15 protein-coding genes are annotated in these 17,444 nt (G+C 71.2%); 2 read left to right on the forward strand and 13 right to left on the reverse strand.

Features of this window, described 5'->3' with window-relative positions; translation table 11 throughout:
* Window positions 1–14: 14 nt before the first annotated feature.
* The 7 genes from OEB96_RS31015 to OEB96_RS31045 all read right to left on the reverse strand — a co-directional run bounded on the left by OEB96_RS31015 (window position 15) and on the right by OEB96_RS31045 (window position 6,918).
* Entirely contained in the window at window positions 15–767 is a 753-nt protein-coding gene (locus OEB96_RS31015) for a hypothetical protein (RefSeq protein WP_266220414.1), read from the reverse strand.
* Complete coding sequence (locus OEB96_RS31020; RefSeq protein ID WP_266220415.1) at window positions 755–1,705, reverse strand: multinuclear nonheme iron-dependent oxidase; 951 nt, start codon at window positions 1,703–1,705, stop codon at window positions 755–757. The genes OEB96_RS31015 and OEB96_RS31020 overlap by 13 nt, the downstream gene beginning before the upstream one ends.
* Before the next feature lie 19 nt (window positions 1,706–1,724).
* Complete coding sequence (locus tag OEB96_RS31025) at window positions 1,725–3,551, reverse strand: B12-binding domain-containing radical SAM protein (protein WP_266220416.1); 1,827 nt, start codon at window positions 3,549–3,551, stop codon at window positions 1,725–1,727.
* Window positions 3,552–3,576: 25 nt separating this feature from the next.
* Window positions 3,577–4,071 (reverse strand): hypothetical protein, encoded by a 495-nt coding sequence (locus OEB96_RS31030; protein WP_266220417.1) that lies wholly within the window; start codon window positions 4,069–4,071, stop codon window positions 3,577–3,579.
* On the reverse strand, window positions 4,068–5,246 hold the full coding sequence (locus OEB96_RS31035; protein ID WP_266220418.1) for an aKG-HExxH-type peptide beta-hydroxylase: 1,179 nt from the start codon (window positions 5,244–5,246) through the stop codon (window positions 4,068–4,070). The genes OEB96_RS31030 and OEB96_RS31035 overlap by 4 nt, the downstream gene beginning before the upstream one ends.
* 115 nt (window positions 5,247–5,361) lie before the next feature.
* A complete protein-coding gene (locus tag OEB96_RS31040) occupies window positions 5,362–5,829 on the reverse strand; it encodes a CBS domain-containing protein (RefSeq protein ID WP_266220419.1) in 468 nt (155 codons plus the stop codon).
* Window positions 5,830–5,862: 33 nt separating this feature from the next.
* Window positions 5,863–6,918: an SGNH/GDSL hydrolase family protein gene (locus OEB96_RS31045; RefSeq protein ID WP_266220420.1), complete on the reverse strand. Its 1,056-nt coding sequence runs from the start codon at window positions 6,916–6,918 to the stop codon at window positions 5,863–5,865.
* A gap of 383 nt (window positions 6,919–7,301) precedes the next feature.
* Here OEB96_RS31045 and OEB96_RS31050 point away from each other — a divergent pair, with 383 nt between their 5' ends.
* Complete coding sequence (locus tag OEB96_RS31050) at window positions 7,302–9,635, forward strand: FG-GAP-like repeat-containing protein (RefSeq protein WP_266220421.1); 2,334 nt, start codon at window positions 7,302–7,304, stop codon at window positions 9,633–9,635.
* A gap of 118 nt (window positions 9,636–9,753) precedes the next feature.
* On the forward strand, window positions 9,754–10,581 hold the full coding sequence (locus OEB96_RS31055) for a hypothetical protein (protein WP_266220422.1): 828 nt from the start codon (window positions 9,754–9,756) through the stop codon (window positions 10,579–10,581).
* A gap of 27 nt (window positions 10,582–10,608) precedes the next feature.
* Here OEB96_RS31055 and OEB96_RS31060 read toward each other — a convergent pair whose 3' ends face one another.
* The 6 genes from OEB96_RS31060 to OEB96_RS31085 form a co-directional block, all read right to left on the reverse strand.
* Entirely contained in the window at window positions 10,609–12,093 is a 1,485-nt protein-coding gene (locus tag OEB96_RS31060; RefSeq protein ID WP_266220423.1) for a hypothetical protein, read from the reverse strand.
* A 5-nt stretch (window positions 12,094–12,098) separates the two neighbouring features.
* Window positions 12,099–12,845 carry a tetratricopeptide repeat protein gene (locus OEB96_RS31065; protein ID WP_266220424.1) on the reverse strand — a complete coding sequence of 249 codons (747 nt, stop codon included), beginning with the start codon at window positions 12,843–12,845 and terminating at the stop codon, window positions 12,099–12,101.
* A complete protein-coding gene (locus OEB96_RS31070) occupies window positions 12,842–14,344 on the reverse strand; it encodes a serine/threonine protein kinase (protein ID WP_266220425.1) in 1,503 nt (500 codons plus the stop codon). The genes OEB96_RS31065 and OEB96_RS31070 overlap by 4 nt, the downstream gene beginning before the upstream one ends.
* 149 nt (window positions 14,345–14,493) lie before the next feature.
* Window positions 14,494–15,144, reverse strand: coding sequence for an RNA polymerase sigma factor (locus OEB96_RS31075; RefSeq protein ID WP_266220426.1), 651 nt, complete (start codon window positions 15,142–15,144; stop codon window positions 14,494–14,496).
* A gap of 42 nt (window positions 15,145–15,186) precedes the next feature.
* Entirely contained in the window at window positions 15,187–16,164 is a 978-nt protein-coding gene (locus OEB96_RS31080) for a 3'(2'),5'-bisphosphate nucleotidase (protein WP_266220427.1), read from the reverse strand.
* 73 nt (window positions 16,165–16,237) lie between these two features.
* Window positions 16,238–17,410 (reverse strand): class I SAM-dependent rRNA methyltransferase, encoded by a 1,173-nt coding sequence (locus OEB96_RS31085; RefSeq protein ID WP_266220428.1) that lies wholly within the window; start codon window positions 17,408–17,410, stop codon window positions 16,238–16,240.
* Window positions 17,411–17,444 lie beyond the last annotated feature (34 nt).

Genomic DNA, 17,444 nt, shown 5'->3' on the forward strand with positions numbered 1-17,444 from the left:
CGGCCCCGGCGAGCTCATCGCAGCCCCCGCGCGGCAAGGGCCTCGTTCGCAGCCCCGAGCACGTCGGACCCGAGCCGCGCCAGGAGCTCCACCACCCAAGGTGGCGGCGCATCGGTATCACCGAGCAGCACCGCGGCCAGCCCCGGGGACACGCGCCCCGTCGCATGGCGTCCCCCGCGGGTGACGTACACGATCGGCTGCTCGGGAACCTCGTGGGGTCCCGCAAGCGGCGAGGAGGCATCGAGCGCGCAGATCCAGCCCTGCGGCCCCGTGTGCACCAGCGGCCAGCCCACGACGAACCCAGGACGAGGCGTGCGCGCGAGCGCCCGCAGCAGCGCCGACGCCAGCTCGTGCTGGGCCCGGCACCGCGCCGAGGGATCGTCGGCGAGCTCCAGCTCGGCCCAGCCATGGAACGCCTCGAGCACGCTGATCCCCGCACGCCGACCCGTTCCATCGATGCCCCGACCGTCGGGGGCCCTTCCCCTGGTCGCCGCCAGGAAGCGCTCGACCACCGGCTGCGCTCCTCCCCCGAGCGCGGCGATGGTGTGTGGGAAGGCCGGGCCGATCCCGAGCCCGCCGAGGCTGCCCCGCACGAGCCCATCCCGTACCGCGACCGCGAGCTGCTCGAGCTCGTCGAGATCGATGCCCGAGAACGCATCGGCCACGTCGGCCACGTCCGACCAGTCGCCATCCCGCAGCCGCCGTCGGAGGTCGGGATCGAACAGCAGCCGCCCGAACACCTCGTCGTGCCGCTCTAGCTCGCCCATCGCTCCACCCGCTCGCGCAGCCGCTCCACGTTGGGGACCGCCTTGGGAGGCAGGCGCCCCCCCGAGTCGATCGCCGGATCCTCGTAGGTGACCCCCTGGAGGTTCGGACACCGCAAGAGCAGCCGGTCGAGCAGCTCGAGCTGCTCGTCGAGCAGGATCCCGTGGTGCAGGTCGAGGAACCGCCCCCGGCGCACGGCACACCCCGAGAGGTGGATCTCGCGACACCGCGAGAGCGGCAGGCGCTCGAGCCCCTCGTAGAGCGCCTCGCCCGTGTGCCCGCACAGCCAGCGGTACGACAGCAGGTGTCCCACGTCGAGGGTCACCGCCACGTCCGCTCGCTCGACCACCTCGCGAAACCAGTCGTAGGCATCCATGGCGCCGACCACGATCGAGTAGCCGTCGGTGAACCCGGGAAACTCGAGCTGCAGCCGGGGCTCGAGCGCCTCGCGGGCCTCGGCCAGGCCCTCGGCCGTGCGCTCGAGGCTCGCCTCGGTCAGGAACGGCGGCAGCGGATACGGCATGGGGATCCCGCGCTGCGACCAGATCCCCACGTCCTCCACGACCCAGGCAAACCCCAGGCGCCGGTGCAGCGCGTTGGTGAAGTCGTACACCGCCGTGCGGTCGTAGGCGTGCGCCGCCCCGAAGTTGAGCGTGGTCTGGTGGAACACCAGCGGCGTGCCCGGAGCCGCGCAGTCGCGCAGCCGCTCGTACGCCGGCAGGTACGCGTCCACGTCGAGCGCGACGTGCCCCCGCGGCTGGAACGAGAACATCAGGTAGGCGTAGCGCTCCCGCCCCAGGAACCTCGCCAGGCGCTCGGTGGGGCCACCGGTCGCCGAGTCGAACCCGATCGACGTGCTCCCCCACGGCATGTCGACGCCCACCCCGAGCCCGAGCCGCCTGGTGCTCGTGTCCATGCTCGTGTCCATGCTCGTGTCCATGCTCGTGTCCGTGCCCATCTCAAGCCTCCCCCAAGCCGGCATGCAGCAGCCGATCGAGCACCACCCGACCGCGCTCGGTGGCGGCCGACAGCACGTGCGTCGCTTCATCGTAGCCCCAGTCGTCGGACGGTCGCAGCACCAGCGACTGCCGCAGGTCGACGAGCCGTCCCTGCTCCCCCCGGACCACCCACGGGTGCAGTCGCAGCGCGGTCACCCCGCCGGGCCGTACCGGCGGCGCCTTGAGGAATCGCGGGTGTCGGTCGTCGTTCTTCTCGGGCAGCACGCGGTCGACCAGCTCGGCCAGCTGCGCCGTGCGCTCGTCCCAGCCCTCGCCGCTCGCAAAGCCGTGCCGCACCCCCACCCGGCCGCCCAGGTACGAGAACGACTCGTTGGCCACCAGCTGCTGCTCGTCGGCGTCCACCACCAGGCCATGCCCCTCCGGGTCGGCCGACAGTCGTGACGTGGGCTCCACGATCATCATCTGGGCCACGTCGATCCCGATCTTGTCTGCATTGCGGATGAGGAACTCCCGCGACTGCCGGGCCTCCTGCGGCGTCTCGTCGAACAACCCGCCCATGACCGAGAAGCGCAGGTTGATCCCCACCTCGTGGAGGTTGTCGATGATGCGCTGGTAGAGGCTCGCGTCCACCCCCTTGTCCATGAGATCGAGCAAGCGCTGCACGTTGGTCTCGTAGCCCACGCTCATCATCCGGCAGCCGGCCTCCGCGAGCGCGCGGCAGAACGCCGGCTCGGCCAGGTCGCGCTCCAGCCGGTTGCGACTGGCCCACTCCACCCTGCGTCCACGCTCGGCCAGGCGTCGCGCGGCGCCCAGCACCAGCCGGAGGTTGGTGTTCTCGTCCACGAACACGATGAAGCGAGCGCCGGTCGACCGCAGCCCCGACTCGCACACGTCGGCCAGCTGCTCGGGCCGCAGCTGCTGGTAGCCCACCTCGAGCGTGCGATTGCCATAGCTGCAGAACACGCACCGCCCCCAGTAGCACCCCACCGTGCCGACCACGGGGAGCTGGATCTCCTCGGTCAGATACCGCGTCACCGGCAAGCCATCGAAGTCGGGCGTAGGATTGTCGCGCAGGTGGTGGGGAGCGGCGGGCGCCGATCCGGCGCGGGTGAGCGCCCCGGGCACCGTCGTCGCCCCCGACAGCAGCGCGTCGAGGGCCGGCTCCCCTGCCCCTTCGACCAGCGCGTCGACCAGCTCGAGCACACGAGGATCCCGCGCCAGCTCCCCTGCCCGCATCGTGATCTGAGCGCCGCCGAGCACCACGGTGGTGCCCGGGTGGTGCTCGCGGACGAAGCGAGCGATCCGCAGGGCCGGCACCAGCTGGCTGAAGTACGCCACCGACAGCCCCACCACGCGAGGCCGAGCCTCGGCCATTGCCTCGCCGACCAGCTCGGTGTGCACCTGGTCGGCCAGGTCCGAGGGCTCGACCGGGACGAACGCATGGTCGACGACGTCACGAAGCCGACGCAGGCGCCGCGTGAGCGTCGAGCCATCCATCGCCCGCAAGGCATGGGTCCACGCCAGCTTGGCCGCGACGTTCCACGGGAATCGCGAGGCCTCCCGACCAAAGGCCGTGCGCCGGATCTCCTCGCCGTGGTCCGCCACGAATGCCTGCAGCGCCGGCGTGACCTGGCTTCGACCCGACGCGCTCGCCGTCGAGCCCGCGGGCGCCACCGACAACCGCTCGAGCAACGCGATGTTCAGGTCGCGCTGGACCACCGCATGCCCGCGAGCCCGCAGGTACCCCGTCAGGGTGGGCAGGCTCAGGTACGGGAAGAACCTGGCCTCCGTCACGCCGGGAAACAGCAGCAGCAGGTCGGTGCTCATGCGGGTCCTCTCGGCGGTTGCATGGTCACGACCCGTTCCGTTCGCGCCACGACGCGAGGTTCGAACGCAGCGTCGCCACGACCTCGTCGTCGAGGTCGTCGCGCTCGGCCAGCAGCGCCTCGATCCGAGCGATGGCCTCGCCGAAGCGACCCGCCATCCCCGTGGCCGCCGCGAGGTTGCTGCGCACGAGCACCGTGCGACGGTCCCGCGGACCAAAGACCTCGGTGGCCACCGGGACGAGGGCCGCGAGCTGCTCCAGACCCTCCGGCCGCGACCGCTCCGCGAGCTTCATCGCGCGGTTGTTGGCCAGCACCAGCGTGGTCTCGTGACGTGGGCCGAGCGCCGCCTCGGCATCCACCACCAGGGCATCGAGCTCGGCGAAGCCCTCGTCTTCGAGGCCGCGACCGAGCAGCGCGTCGGCCCACCGAGCGCGCAGCGCCAGCACCTTGGGATCCGTGCGACCCAGGCGGGCGATTGCAGCCGCGACACGGGCTCCGAGGTCGGCGCGTTCATGGCTCATCGAATCGACTCCTCGATGGAGGTCAAGATGGCGTCCCCCACCTCGGTCAGCTGGGCTTCGCGGCGGAGCACGGGGATGCCCTTGTCGAACAGGACGCGGAACTTCAGCTCCTCGCGCGCGACCTCGGCCGGCACGATGTACCCGCTGGCCTTGAGCCGCTGGATGAGCGCGTACTCGCGCGAGAACGACCAGCACGATTGCAGCAGGCTGATGACGGGCTCCTTGCCCTTCGCGAACGGAGAGAACACTCGGTGGTCGGGATTGCGGGCCGCGCTGGCGAGCTCGAGCACCCTGGACAGCTTGTGGTGGCTCGTCTCGTGGAACAGGTCGCGCACCATGCGACGCCCATCGTGGACGCTCAGCGCGATGAGGCCGTGCATGCCCGGCACGTACCAGGAATCCCAATTGGCCAGCGGAACGATCCAGCGCAGCAGCGCCAGCAGCTCGTCGTGGGCCTCGGGCCACACGCGGCGGAGCACCGCCGCCGCCTCGTCCAGCGCTCGAACGAATCGCTCGGTCCGCACCTCGTCGAGCGAGGCCACGTGCTCGACCCCGGGGAACACGCGGTCGAGCCAGTCGTCGCGGCCCGTGGAGATCCCGACGCGCTCGTCGAACCGCGGGAGGGGTCGCCAGCCGACGGCCATCCCCTCCACCGACACCTGGCCGGCACGAACCGAGACCGTGACCGTCCCCGTGCCCGACGGCTCGCGCTCACCGAGCTCGCCCAGCAGGAACGCCGCCGGGAACGTCACCATGCGCCGCGTGCTTCGGGCCACGCGCGTCGGCGCCAGATCGCCCCCGTGCGCCGCCACGGCCCCCACCACCATCTGGCCCAGCCATGGCACGAGCACCGCCCCGCCTTCGGGATCGTTCTCCATGCCGGCCACGAGCCCGCAGACCTCGGGCCGAACGAGGAGCCCCTCGAGGGCTCGGTCCGGCAGCTCCAGCAGCGTCGCCAGCAGCCGATCCCGCTCGGCCGCGACGTCGGCGGACGCGCGCAGACCGAGGCTGGCCCGCAGCAGCCGCTTGAGCGTGCGTCGAGCCACCAGCGGCAGGATCACCTCCGTCACGTCCGCGGCGTTCTGCGCGTGCAGCCCCTTTGGCGCCGGGATTGCCCGCGGCCCGGCGGCCACGAACGAACGAAGGCGCGAGGCCCAGTGGGAGCGTTCGCTCATCACGTTGGGGGGGGCAGAGAGCCCCTCGGGATCCTGGCATGACTCGCGGGACCACGCGACCCCCACGCTCGCGGGCGAAACAGCCCCTCGAACGCAGGGCTGGTCCAGCCGAAGGCTAGTCCAGCGTGTCCCGCAGCGCCCGCAGCACGTCCACGTACGACACGATTCCGCGCAGCTCGTCGCCGTGCTGGTCGATCACCGGCAGCGCGCCGACCTTGTACTCGAGCATCACGTCGATCACCGTCTTGATCCCCTCGCCGGGCTCGAGCGTGACCAGGTCGGTGTTCATCAGCTCCGACACCGGGGTCTCGAGCAGATCATCGGCGTACTCCGGGTTCTCGATCTCTTCGATCACCGGCAGCCGGTACTCCCGCAGGTCGCGATCGCTGACCATACCCACCAGCCTCGTGCCCTCCACCACCGGAAGGTGCCGCACGTCCTGATCCTCCATCAGCCGGAGGGCCACCCGCACGGTGTCGGAGGGCTTGATCGTGATGAGCGCCTCGGTCATGAGATCCTGCGCCTGCATGCCCTGAGCTTGCGTCGCCCGGTGCTCGGGGCCCACGCAATTCTTGCACGGCATCGCGGGCCCCCGAGCCCGCCCGCAGCTCCACCGCTACTCCTCGATGATCGCCATGAACTGATCGGCGATCACGCCGTGCCCCTCGGGGTTGGGATGAATGCACGTCAGGTCGAACCACCGCGGGGTCCCGGGCCCGCGGTAGCAGGGCGAGGTCGGGTCGTCGTTGGCGAAGCCATGCCCGCAGAAGGTCTCGAGCAGGAATTGCATGTCGGTCCCGGTGTCGACCGCGATCGACATGTACTGCTCGTTGGCCCACACCACCAGCTCGGTCAGCTCCATGGGGTTGGGCACCGGCTGATCGAAGCCCGCGAGCCCCGAGACGTCGCACGACATCACGTCGCCGGTGCCATCGGTGAATTCGTAGATGTTGGCGAACACCACGAACACGCCGCTGGTAAAGCGCCCGGGAGCGGTGATCCACTCCACCGCCTCGCGCTTGAGCATCACGAAGTCCTCGGCCGCCATCCATAGATCGGGCAGCGGAACCCCATCGATCGCGTCCTGGGCCAGGGCCGACACGTCGTTGCCGCCCGAGGTCATCACCACCAGCGTGCGCTGGTCGAGGGTCTGCGGCCCGAAGCAATCCTCGAGCTGGTTGCCCACGCCGACCGGCAGGTCGTCGTTGCGAGCCCCCCAGCGCGAGCAGCTGGTGAAGTCGCCCGCGGTCATCTGCGCGACCTCGCCGGAGAACGGGTTGGGAGCCTTCCACAGCGCCTCGGAGATCGCGTCGCCGTAGGACAGGCCGTAGGCATCGCGCAGCATGTCGCCCAGGCGCGCCCGGTAGACGTCGCCCGGCAGCGTGGGCCGCGAGCCCACGGTGATCGAGTCGCCCAGGAACACCACCCGCTCGATCCCCTCGATGTCCTGATGGTTGGTGCCCACGCAGTGGCTGCCGATCACCGGCTCGTACTGGTCGTAGTCGGGCAGCACGGTGGCCTCGTTGACGAACTGCCCCTCGAAGCACTCCTCGAAGGTGCTCGGCGGCTCGCCCCCCGTGCTCGACTCCGAGCCCTCGCCGGTGCTGGTCTCGTCGCCCATGCTGGTCCCGGTGCCATCGACCGACCCAGTGGTACTGGTGGTTCCGGTCATGCCCGTCGTGCCCGGTCCCGGACCACCCTCCGAGGAATCAAGGGATCCCGTAGACGTGGATCCGGTGCTCTCGTCCGCGCCCGCCCCCCCGTCGACGGTCGACCCGTCGGTGCACGCCACGAGCGCGAGGCCAAACCCCACCCCTGCCAGGCCCTTCCATCCCATGCCGGCAACGATAGGGTCACCGCCCGATGGCAAGCAAACGGTTCTCGGAGGCCGAGCCCAGCGCAAAGCGCGGGCCTGCTCCTTCCCCAACCCGGTGCTTCCGCGCAGATCCGCGCGCCATCGGCTTGGTGGGCTCGGGCCGGACAAACGGACGACAACGGGGTCTAATCGGTCCGATGGCCATTGCTTCGTCGGCTTCCCCTGTCTCGATTTCCCGCTTGCTCCGCCCGATCCCGTGGCTCGGAGCCATGCTCGCCCTGGCCGCGTGCCCCGGAGGCGATGACACCAAGGCCGATGGAGGCAGCGACGACGGCATCCCGCCTCCCCCGGCGACCGGCACCGAGACCGAGGGCTCCACCCTCGACGACACCGGCGACACCCTCGGGACCGGGTCGGCCACCACCGGAGGCCAGTGCCCCACCGCGCTCGTGTGCGGTGACACCTGCTGTGCGGCGGACGAGGTCTGCAACGACGACGGTCAGTGCGTGCTCGACTGCGGGATCGAGCCCCCGTGTGGCGACGTGTGCTGCGGCAACGGTGAGATCTGCTACGTGGGGCAGTGCGTGGTGCCGGGCGGCGCGTGCAATGCCGCCGTGTGTGCCACCACCGTCACCTCGGACTGCGAGGACGGCCAGATCTGCGATCCCCAGCTGGGGCTGTGCGTGCCCAACTTCGCCGATCCCTCCTGCGCCTTCGAGCCCGACATCGGCGTGTTCGATCCGGTGCCGCGCTTCACCTGGGGCGTGCGACAGCAGCGGTCCTGCGACCTCGGGTGCCAGAAGGAAGAGCTCTGCAACGGTGGTTTCTGCGAGCCCACGTGGAACCACGTGACCATCGCCGACGACGACTTCCCCACGCACTACCAGTGCGTGATGTCGCCGATGGTCGCCGACCTCGATGCCGACTGCACCCCGGAGATCATCTTCAACTCCTATACCGGCTCGAACTACACCACCAACGGGATCCTCCGGGCGATCAGCGGCTCGGACGGCAGCAAGGTGTGGACGCTGACCGACGATGGCTACCGCACCGATCCCGGCTCGCACCCCGCCATCGGCGACATCACCGGCGACGGCATGCCCGAGGTGATCGTGCCCAGCGAGAGCAACACCCTCATCGCGGTGGCCGGAGCCACCGGAACCCCGCTGTGGATCTCGCAGCCCTACAGCGGCGGGGGCAAGAGCGGCTCGCCGTCGATCGCCGACTTCGACAACACGGGCCTGCCCGAGATCGCGTTCGGCCGCAACATCTACGACGCCTCGGGCAACATCGCGTGGAACATCGCCTCGGGCGCCACCGGGGCCAACGGCAGCGTGGGGCCGCTGTCGTGCGTGGCCGACCTCACCGGCGATGGCCGTCCCGAGCTCATCGCGGGGGGCACCGTCTACACCTTCACCGGCACCGTGGGCGTGGACTTCATGGGCATGCTGCTGTGGACGGGGCAGTCGGCCGATGGCTACTGCGGCGTGGCCGACCTCGACAACGACGGGCAGCCCGAGGTCATCGACGTGATCAGCAACAACATCCGCGTCTACGACGGCCTCACCGGCGCCACGCTGGCCACGCTGCCCATCGCGGGCGGCGGCGCGGGTGGTCCGCCCAACATCGCCGACTTCGACGGCGACGGCTTCCCCGACATCGGCACCGCGGGCGGCGATCGCTACGTGGTCGCGCAGTACACCGCCGGCATGGGCCTGACCGAGCTGTGGCAGGCCGACACCAAGGACGGCTCCTCCCAGCGCACGGGCTCGTCGGTGTTCGACTTCGACGGCGACGGGCGCTCCGAGGTGATCTACGGCGACGAGTGGTACCTGCGGATCTATCCCGGCACCGAGCCCGACTGCGCCGTGGGCGGCCCGCTGTGCGACGGCATCATGACCGACGAGGAGATCCTCTTCATCGACATCAACTCGTCGCGTACGCGCAGCGAGTACCCGATCATCGCGGACGTGGACGGCGACTTCAAGGCGGAGATCGTCATCAGCACCAACAACGAGTCGGGCCAGGGCGCCATCGGTGATGCCGGCGTGGAGGTGTTCGAGGATCGTCTCGACAACTGGGTGGGCACGCGACCGATCTGGAACCAGCACACGTACCACGTGACCAACGTGGGCATCGACGGCTCGATCCCCGCCGTCGAGCCGCCCAACTGGGCCACCTACAACAGCTATCGGCGCAACGGCCAGGGCGACCTCGAGCAGCTCTGTGCGCCCGACCTGGTGGCGGCCGATCTCAACATCCCGGCCGTCCCGTGCCCGGACCTCGAAATCTCGGTCAAGGTGCTCAACCAGGGCTGCCTGGGCGTGGGTCCGGGCGTCAACGTCTCGTTCTACGACAGCGACCAGGGCCTGCTCGCCACGGTCCAGACCCAGGGACCGATCCCCGCGGGCGGCTCCGAGACCATCCAGCTGAGCCTGCCCAACCCGGGCAACGCCCCCTTCGAGATCACGGTGGTGGTGGACGACTCCGGCGCGGGTGCGGGCGCCTTCAACGAGTGCATCGAGGACAACAACGAGACCGGGCCGCTCGAGATCTGCCAGCCCATCGGCTGACCACCGCTCGACAAGGGAAAGCCTGACTCGAGCGCCTCCGGCCCGTGCACCCCCCGCTCGGCCCCCTGGGTCCGGGGGGGTCTGCGGGCCGGCGAGCAAACGTTGGTAGACTCCCTGCGTGGACGACCTGCTCCGCCTGCTCGAGCTCGTGCGCCGCGAGCTCGGGGCCGAAGACGCCTACGTGAGGCTCGGGGGCCAAGACGGTGACGATCCCCGGCTCCTCGCCCACGCGCTGCGTTCCGGCTGCTGCCTGGTGGTGCGCATGGCCGAGCCCCCGGCGCGACCCGAGGTTGCGGCCGCACGCCTGGCCGAGCTCGCCGAGGCGTTCACCGGGACGGTGGACCATGCGGTCGAGTCGCTCGAGGGCGTGATGGGTCGACCGACCGTGGGACCCGTCCTCACGCAGACCCTGGCCGACCTTCGCGACGCCACCGGAGCCGCGGTGGCGCTGGTCATCGATCGTCAATCGCCCGTGATCTGGGGCTGCTCCGATCCTGCGCTCGGCCTGCGAGACCGCCCGGCCGCCCGCGCATTGGCAGCCGCGCTCGCGTCGACCACGGGCCTGGGCACGACCCGCTCCGAGCGCGACCCCAACGAGCCCGAGCCCGAGTCCTCGGCGCAGAGCTCGGCTCGCCGCGCCCTCATGGCCGCCGAGCGCATGCAGACCGGCGGCGCCGCCAAGCTCGCGGCCACCATCCGCACCCTGATGGTGCTCGACGACGCCTTCGATGCTGCGGCCCGTCTGCCGCAGGGCGACGAGCCCGGACTCGCAAGCAAGGGCTTTGGCGGCCTCTACCGCGTGGTGCTGGTGTTCACACGCCCGTTCTCACCCTTGCGGGTGGAAGGCGTGCTGCGACGGGCGCTGCCGATCGTCGAGCGACAGGTGCTCGAGCTGCCGCCGCTCGACCCCGAGCCCAAGGGCGGTCGCGTGGTGCCTCTGCGATGAGACCGGCCGACGCGATCGCGCGGCGGCTCAGGGGGCGAGGCGAGCGATCCAGCCGTCGAGGTCGCCCCCCGGACCCGTGATCTCGGCCACTACCACGAGATCACCACTGGGCAGCACCTCGATCGAGCGACCGCGGTCGTCGCCCTCGCTGCCCGCGTAGTCGCGGCGAGACCACACGAGCTCACCGGCGGGATCGAGCTTGCCCACGAAGCGATCGGGGAACTCGTCCACCACGTGGCCGATCAAGTAGACGTTGCCGGCACCGTCGACCGCGAGATCCTCGACCTCGTCGATGGCCGGCATCGGCGGGGCGAAGCGCCAGCGCTCGCTGCCGTCGAGCTCGTAGGCCACGACCCACAGATCGTCGAGCGTCTCCACCTCACGCAGCAGGCCGCCCACGTAGATCGTGTCGTTGGTGACCGCCATGGTCTGGAGATCGACCACCTCGACCGTCTCCACCAGCGGCAGGCCGAGGTCGGACGAAGACACGGGCTGATACACCACGCCTGGGTCGCCGACCTGCCCCGCCACGTAGGCGAGCCCATCGGGCGCGCGCACGGCCGACTTGAAGCGGCTCGCGCTGGGCCCCATCGCGGTGGCGATCGTGCCCGAAGCCACGTTGCCGTCGCCGAACGTGAAGGCCCAGGCCGTGCTCCCGTTGCCCCCGGCGGCCACGATCTGACTGCTGCTGACGTACGTGATGTCGTGGCACAGGCCCGAGGCGGGGGCCGGGAGCGTCTCGCTGTAGGCGGGCGGCTCGGTCAGCGGCGCATCCCAGCGACCCACCCAGGGGCGGGAGATCCCGCCGATCGTGGCCCGACCGCACACGTAGAGCCGACCGGTTCCGCCCTGCACGATCGCCTCGGCCTCGTCGGTCCCCCCATCGAGATCGTGGACCACCCGCTGCACCTCCTGCCCGTCCACGGTGAAGCGGGTCACGAGGATGTCGCGCGACGCGGCCTGGATGAACCCCACCGCCGCCACGTCGCCCGACACCAGCTGCGTGAGGCCGAACAGGCGATCGTCGCCGCCTCCGTCGCTGGCCACCACCGCGCTCCATCGCACCGAGCCGCTGCGCACGCAGTCGGGGTTGCAGCCGTCCCCCACCTCGGCATCGAGCTCGTCGCACTCCTCGTCGCCCTCGACCACCCCGTTGCCGCAGATCGGCTCGGGAAGCGTGGTGTCCTCGCTGGTTCCATCGCCGGTCGTCGGGGCCGGCCCGGTGCTCGCGTCGGTCGTGCTCGTGCTCGACGTCTCGTCGGATCCACTGCTGCCCTCGGCCTGTCCCGTGCCCACGCAGTGCCCCGCGAGGGTGTGGGCCAGATCGCTGTAGCGGCGACCCGAGGGGCAATCGAGATCGGGGTAGCTGCAAAAGCCGGCGTCCTCGCACCAGCCCCGGGTACCGCCGCTGCTGCACTGGGCGTCGTCGGAGCACTGATAGACGCCCAGATCGACACAGGCGCCCATGAGGGCCCCGCCCGCGATCCCGATCATCGGCCACCGCCTCCGCATGTCGATCACCGTAGGGCCCGCGAGCGTCGCGGGGCAAGCTCGAACGCCCAGCACAGCCCCGCGCCGCTCGGCCGCAGCCGCGCGTGGTCCGTGCGGCCGCGGGCGGCCACCACCGAGAAGCGAATCACCCCCGCGGCCAACAACCCTCCCCCGACAGCGAGCACGGCGATCCCCGCTCGGCTCAGGACGGGCGCCCCCTCCAGCGCGTTGCGATAGCCCTGCTCATCCGCCGCGCGATCTCCGGCAAGGCGACGGCGATGAGCCTCGCCCAGCAGGCCCGCCCCCACCCCGGCCACCGCCACGCCCGACCACGTGAGCGCATGGCCCCATGGATCGCGAGCCGCTCGCGAGGGTGGGCGATCCTCGGGGTGCTCGGGCCTGGTGGGTGGGGTCGGCTCGTCGGACGGCCGTGCCGCGTCGGGCTCGGGGTCGGTCGCCGAGGCTTCGGGCTCTTCACCGCAGGCCTCGATCGCCTCGCGTGCCATGGCCTCCACGTCGGCCGGTGGTGCCTTGGCCAGGTAGTCGCGATAGAGCGACACCGCCACGTCGCAGTGGCCGGCGTAGCGCTCGGCCTGGGCCCACGCAAACAGCAGATCGGGCTGCGGATCGGCGGCGTAGGCTCGCTCGAGGATCTCGGCGGCGTCCTCGTAGCGCCCCTCGGCAAACGCCTCGACCCCCGCGTCGGCGTCCGACGTGGGGGCGGCCAAGGCAAGGGCGGCGAGCGAGGCCAGTGGCAGGGACGACGGGATCATCGAGAGGACTTGGGAAACAGGATCTCGCGCGCTCGCTCGGTGTCGCTCTTGTCGCTGGTGGTCGTGCGCTTGCGACGACGACGACGCTTGGAGCGAGACGAGGATGGCTCGCTGGTCTCGGACTCGACCGTTTCGGGCTCGGGCCCACCCTCGGCCGTCTCGGGCTCGGCCGTCTCGGGCTCGGACCCACCCTCGGCCGTCTCGGGCTCGCGATCGGGCGCGGGTTCGGCATCCGGGGCCCTGCTCGGCTCGACGGGCTCGACCCCGACGGGCGACGCGGCACGGGGAGCGGCCACGGCCGCGTCCTGCACCGGGGCCACGGAGGACGCGGGTCGAGCCCCTTGCGCGGTGGTGCGTGCGACCTGCCATCCGAGCAGCCCCCCGACCCCCAGCACCCCGACCAGCGCAGCGGCGGTCGACCACCGGCGCGGGCGAGCGGGCTCGCGCACGGGTCCGGCCACGGTGATCTCCTCGCTGAGATCGAGGGCCGTGGTGTGCAGGCGCGGCACCTCGAGGGTCGGCACCTCGAGATCGGGGAGCGCGGGCCGACCGTAGCGCTCCTGCAAGAACGCGGTCAGCACCTCGGTCCGCGCATCGATCCCCGCGTTGGCGGCAAATGCCTCCAGCGCGTCGCACAGCGCCTCCGCGCTGGCGTAGCGTCGATCCACGTCGACCTCGAGCGCCCTGGCGAGGATCTCGTGGAGCGCATAGGGGTAGTCGGGCACGAACCGAGACGGCGCCGTCCACTGCCCATCGATCACGCGGTTCATCACCGCCACCGGCTGATCCGCCCGAAACGCGCGACGGCTGGTGGTCGACTCGTACAGCAGCACCCCCAGCGAGAACACGTCGCTGCGCGCATCCACGTACTCTTGCATGCACTGCTCGGGCGACATGTAGCCGAGCTTGCCCTTGAGCGACCCGGTGGCGGTGGCGGTGGTCTGCTCGGCCATCTTGGCCACCCCGAAGTCCGCCAGCTTCACCACCCCCTGGAACGACAGCAGCACGTTGCTCGGCGAGACATCGCGGTGCACGATGCACAGCGCGCGCCCCCCCGGGTCGCGCAGGCCATGCGCGTAGTGCAGCGCTCGTCCCACGTCGATCAACACGCGCAGCGCCGCTCCGAGCGGCATGAGCTCACCGCGCAGGTCGGCGAGCACCTTTCGCAGGTCTGCCCCGTGCACGTACTCGAGCGCCATGAAGTACTCGCCCCCCAGCTCGCCCACGTCGAGCACCTGCACGATCCCGGGGTGCTCGAGCGTCGCGGCGATGCGAGCCTCCTTGAGGAACATCTGCGCGAACTGGGGCTCGTCCGACAGATAGGGGTGCATCAGCTTGAGCGCCACCGGCTTGACGAAGCCCTCGGGGCCGTCGAGGCGGCCGAGGTAGAGCTCGGCCATACCGCCGCTCCCCAGACGCCGCACGACCGTGTAGCGCCCCAGCCGGGTGCCCGGCGCGAGCCCACGCATCGTCTGCTGGCGGTGATCGGGAAGGTCCACGATGGAAAGCCTCCGTGATGATAGGCGCAAACACCGTCAGGCGTCGCCGGGGCGGGGCTCGCTGCGACGCCGAAGGCGCCCGACGTCCCCGCGGGCAAACCAGGCCAAAGCGGGTGCGCCAGGCCCGGATGCTCCCCGGGCGGGCCGCTTCAACGCAAGGGGCGCAGCGGTCCGACCGTCGCTCCCAGCGAGCGCGCCCAGGTCTCGATGTCCGAGAGCAACGAGCGTCGGACCTCGGCGGGCGCGCGCAGGCCCTCCACCTCGCGCCGCAACGTCTCCCGCGCCCGCGACAGTCTCGTCGTCACCGTACTCGTCGGTACGTCGAGAACGTCGGCGATCTCTCGTGCGCGCAGCCCCTCCACGTAGAACAGCGCGATCACCGTCTGCATCTCGTCGGGCAGGCGGTCGAGCGCGCGAAGCAGCAACCAGTGCTCGCGCCGCTGCGTGACCACCCCGCTGGGGCTGAGGATGCTCTGTGGGCGACCCACCTCGAACTCCTCGAAGGAATGGCTCTTGCGCGACTCGGCCTCGAAGTGCTTGAGCAGCATCTTGCGTGCCACGCCAAACAAGAACGCCCGGAAGCTGGTCGTGCGCACGCGCTCCATGCTCTCGGTACACGCCAGGAACGTGCGCTGCGTGAGATCGTCGGCGACCATCGGCACCCGCAGGCGAAAGAACCCCCGCACGCGCTCGTAGTACTGCCGCGTGAGTCGATCACCGGCGGCGCGATCACCCGAGCGCCAGGCGTAGAGGAGCGCGATGTCGTGGTCCTCTTCGTCTTGGCCGTCCTGCGTCGCCACCCTACGCCCGCCGCCTCCCTCACCAGCATACCGCGGCCACGCTCACACCCCCAGCGCCGCCAGCGTGGCCAGCACGCGGTCGTGAAGACGCCCGTGGCTCACCACCACCCCGCGATTGGCCGACAGCTCGCGACCACGACCGAAGTCGAGCGCCCGACCGTCGACGTCGGTCACCGTGCCGCCCGCCTCCTGCACCACCAGGGCCCCCGCGGCATGGTCCCATACCTTCTCGCGGTAGCCCGGGCGGGTGGGCAGGCGCAGGTAGAGTTCCGCATCGCCGCGGGCCACCACCCCATACTTCGCCTGGCTGTCCAGTCGCACCGGCAGCGCCGTGATCCCCAGGCGCTCCACGAGCGCGGCCGAGCGATCGTGCGCGGTGTGCCCCGACTCGACCGACTCGCAAAGACGCAGTCCCGTGACATCGTCGCGCGCGCTCACCCGCGCCGCACGGGCCGGCCCTGCCTCGAATAGCGGCGCCACGCGGGCCCCGGCCCCCCGCACCGCGAGCAGCACCGTCCCCACCGCTGCCCCCGGCGCGTCCGTCAGCGGCAGGTTGGGGCAGGCCAGCGCCGCCACCGTCGGCACGCCATCGACGAGCAGCGCGAGCGCCACCGCATACTGCTCACCGCGCAAGAAGCCCTTGGTGCCATCGACCGGGTCGAGCACCCACGCCCGGGGCCCCACCGCCGCCGCGCCGCCGTGATCGATCCACCGCAGCACGTCGCCGACATCGGCCGTCACCTCTGCGCTCACGCGCGCGGAGACCTCGTGCAGACGCCACGCGTGGGCGGGATCGCGAAGCGCCGCCGCATCCTCCTCGCCGACCAGCGGATCGTCGGGAAACGCCTCCAGCAGCGCGCGGGCCACCAGCGCCTGGCTCGCGAAGTCGGCCACCGTCACCGGGCTGCGATCGGACTTCTCCAAGGTGAGCGGATCCACGTCGCGCTGGACCGCCCGGCAGACCCGCGACGCCTGCCGTACTGCCGCCGCCGCGACCTCGAGCTCTCGATCCCAGGACATCGGCGGCACTGTAGGACGACCCAGGACCGTGCGTCACGACGATTCGCGTGCCGCGGCGTCGCGATCGCGGCTCCTACGGCAAGATCCGCACCAGCGTGACCGTGAGGTAGTCCCCCTCCGGGAACGCCAGCAAGCGCGGATGATCGGGCGGCGCGGCCCAGCGATCGAGGACCTGCAGCACGACCCGCTGCGACTGTGCCGCACCGGCCAGCGCGTCCTCGAACGCGGCACGATCCACGTGACTGCTGCAGCTGGCCGCCAGCAGCAGCCCACCGGGGGCCAGCACGCGCAGGCACGCACCGTGAAGGCGCTCGTAGGAGCGCAGTGCCTTGTCACGGCTGGCCGCCGACGGTGCAAAGCTCGGAGGGTCGGCGATCACCAGATCGAAGCGCTCGCCGTTGGCCTCGAGCCCGGCCAAGAATTCGGGTACGTCGGCGGCCACCACCCGCTGCCGCTGCGGCCGCAGGCCGTTGGCGGCCCACGTGCGCTGGGCCATCGCGATCGCCGGCTTGGCGAGATCCACCGTCACCACCGACGACGCACCGCCCTTGCCAGCGGCGGCCGAGAACCCGCCGACATACGCGTAGAGGTCGAGCACGCGTCGACCCTTGGCGAGGCGACGCACCATCGCTCGGGAGCTGCGCTGATCGAGGAACAGGCCTGTCTTCTGGCCGCGCATGAGATCGGCGCACAGCACCATGCCGTGCTCGAGGACCTCCACCACCTCGGGCGGCGGCGGCCCCTGGACGTGCTCGATGGTGCGATCGCCTCGCGGCCCGGAGCGCACCACCAGGGTCGGCACGCCCAGCGCCCGCAGCCGCGGCATCAACAGCGACACCAGGCGCTCGCGATGGGCCACGGCCGCCTCACCATCGAGGGCCAGGACCGCGTGCGGGCCGTAGAGATCGACGACGACACCAGGCATGCGATCGCCCTCACCGTGCACCAGGCGCAGCGCATCGGTCCTTCGCGGGGTGATGCTCCGGCGTAGCTCGATGGCCGCGTCGAGCCGGCGCCCCATGAGCGCATCGCTCACCGGCTCGTCCCCCACCGTCCACAGCCGCACACCGATGGGCCCCGCCTCGCAAAGGCCCCTCGCCACCACCTGCCCGCGCCCATCGGTCACGGCGACTTCCAGACCAGGAGCGGGGATGCGTCCCTCCAGCGCGTCGCGATAGACCCACGGATGTCCGCGCCGGATCGTGCGGACCAGGGAGCGCCCGAGGCGAAGGTGGGGGACGTCCACGGGCGAAGGTTCGGCGTGGATCGGGTCCGGGTCA

Origin of the sequence: Paraliomyxa miuraensis (genome assembly GCF_026337845.1) — a bacterium.
Classification (GTDB): domain Bacteria; phylum Myxococcota_A; class Polyangia; order Nannocystales; family Nannocystaceae; genus Paraliomyxa; species Paraliomyxa miuraensis.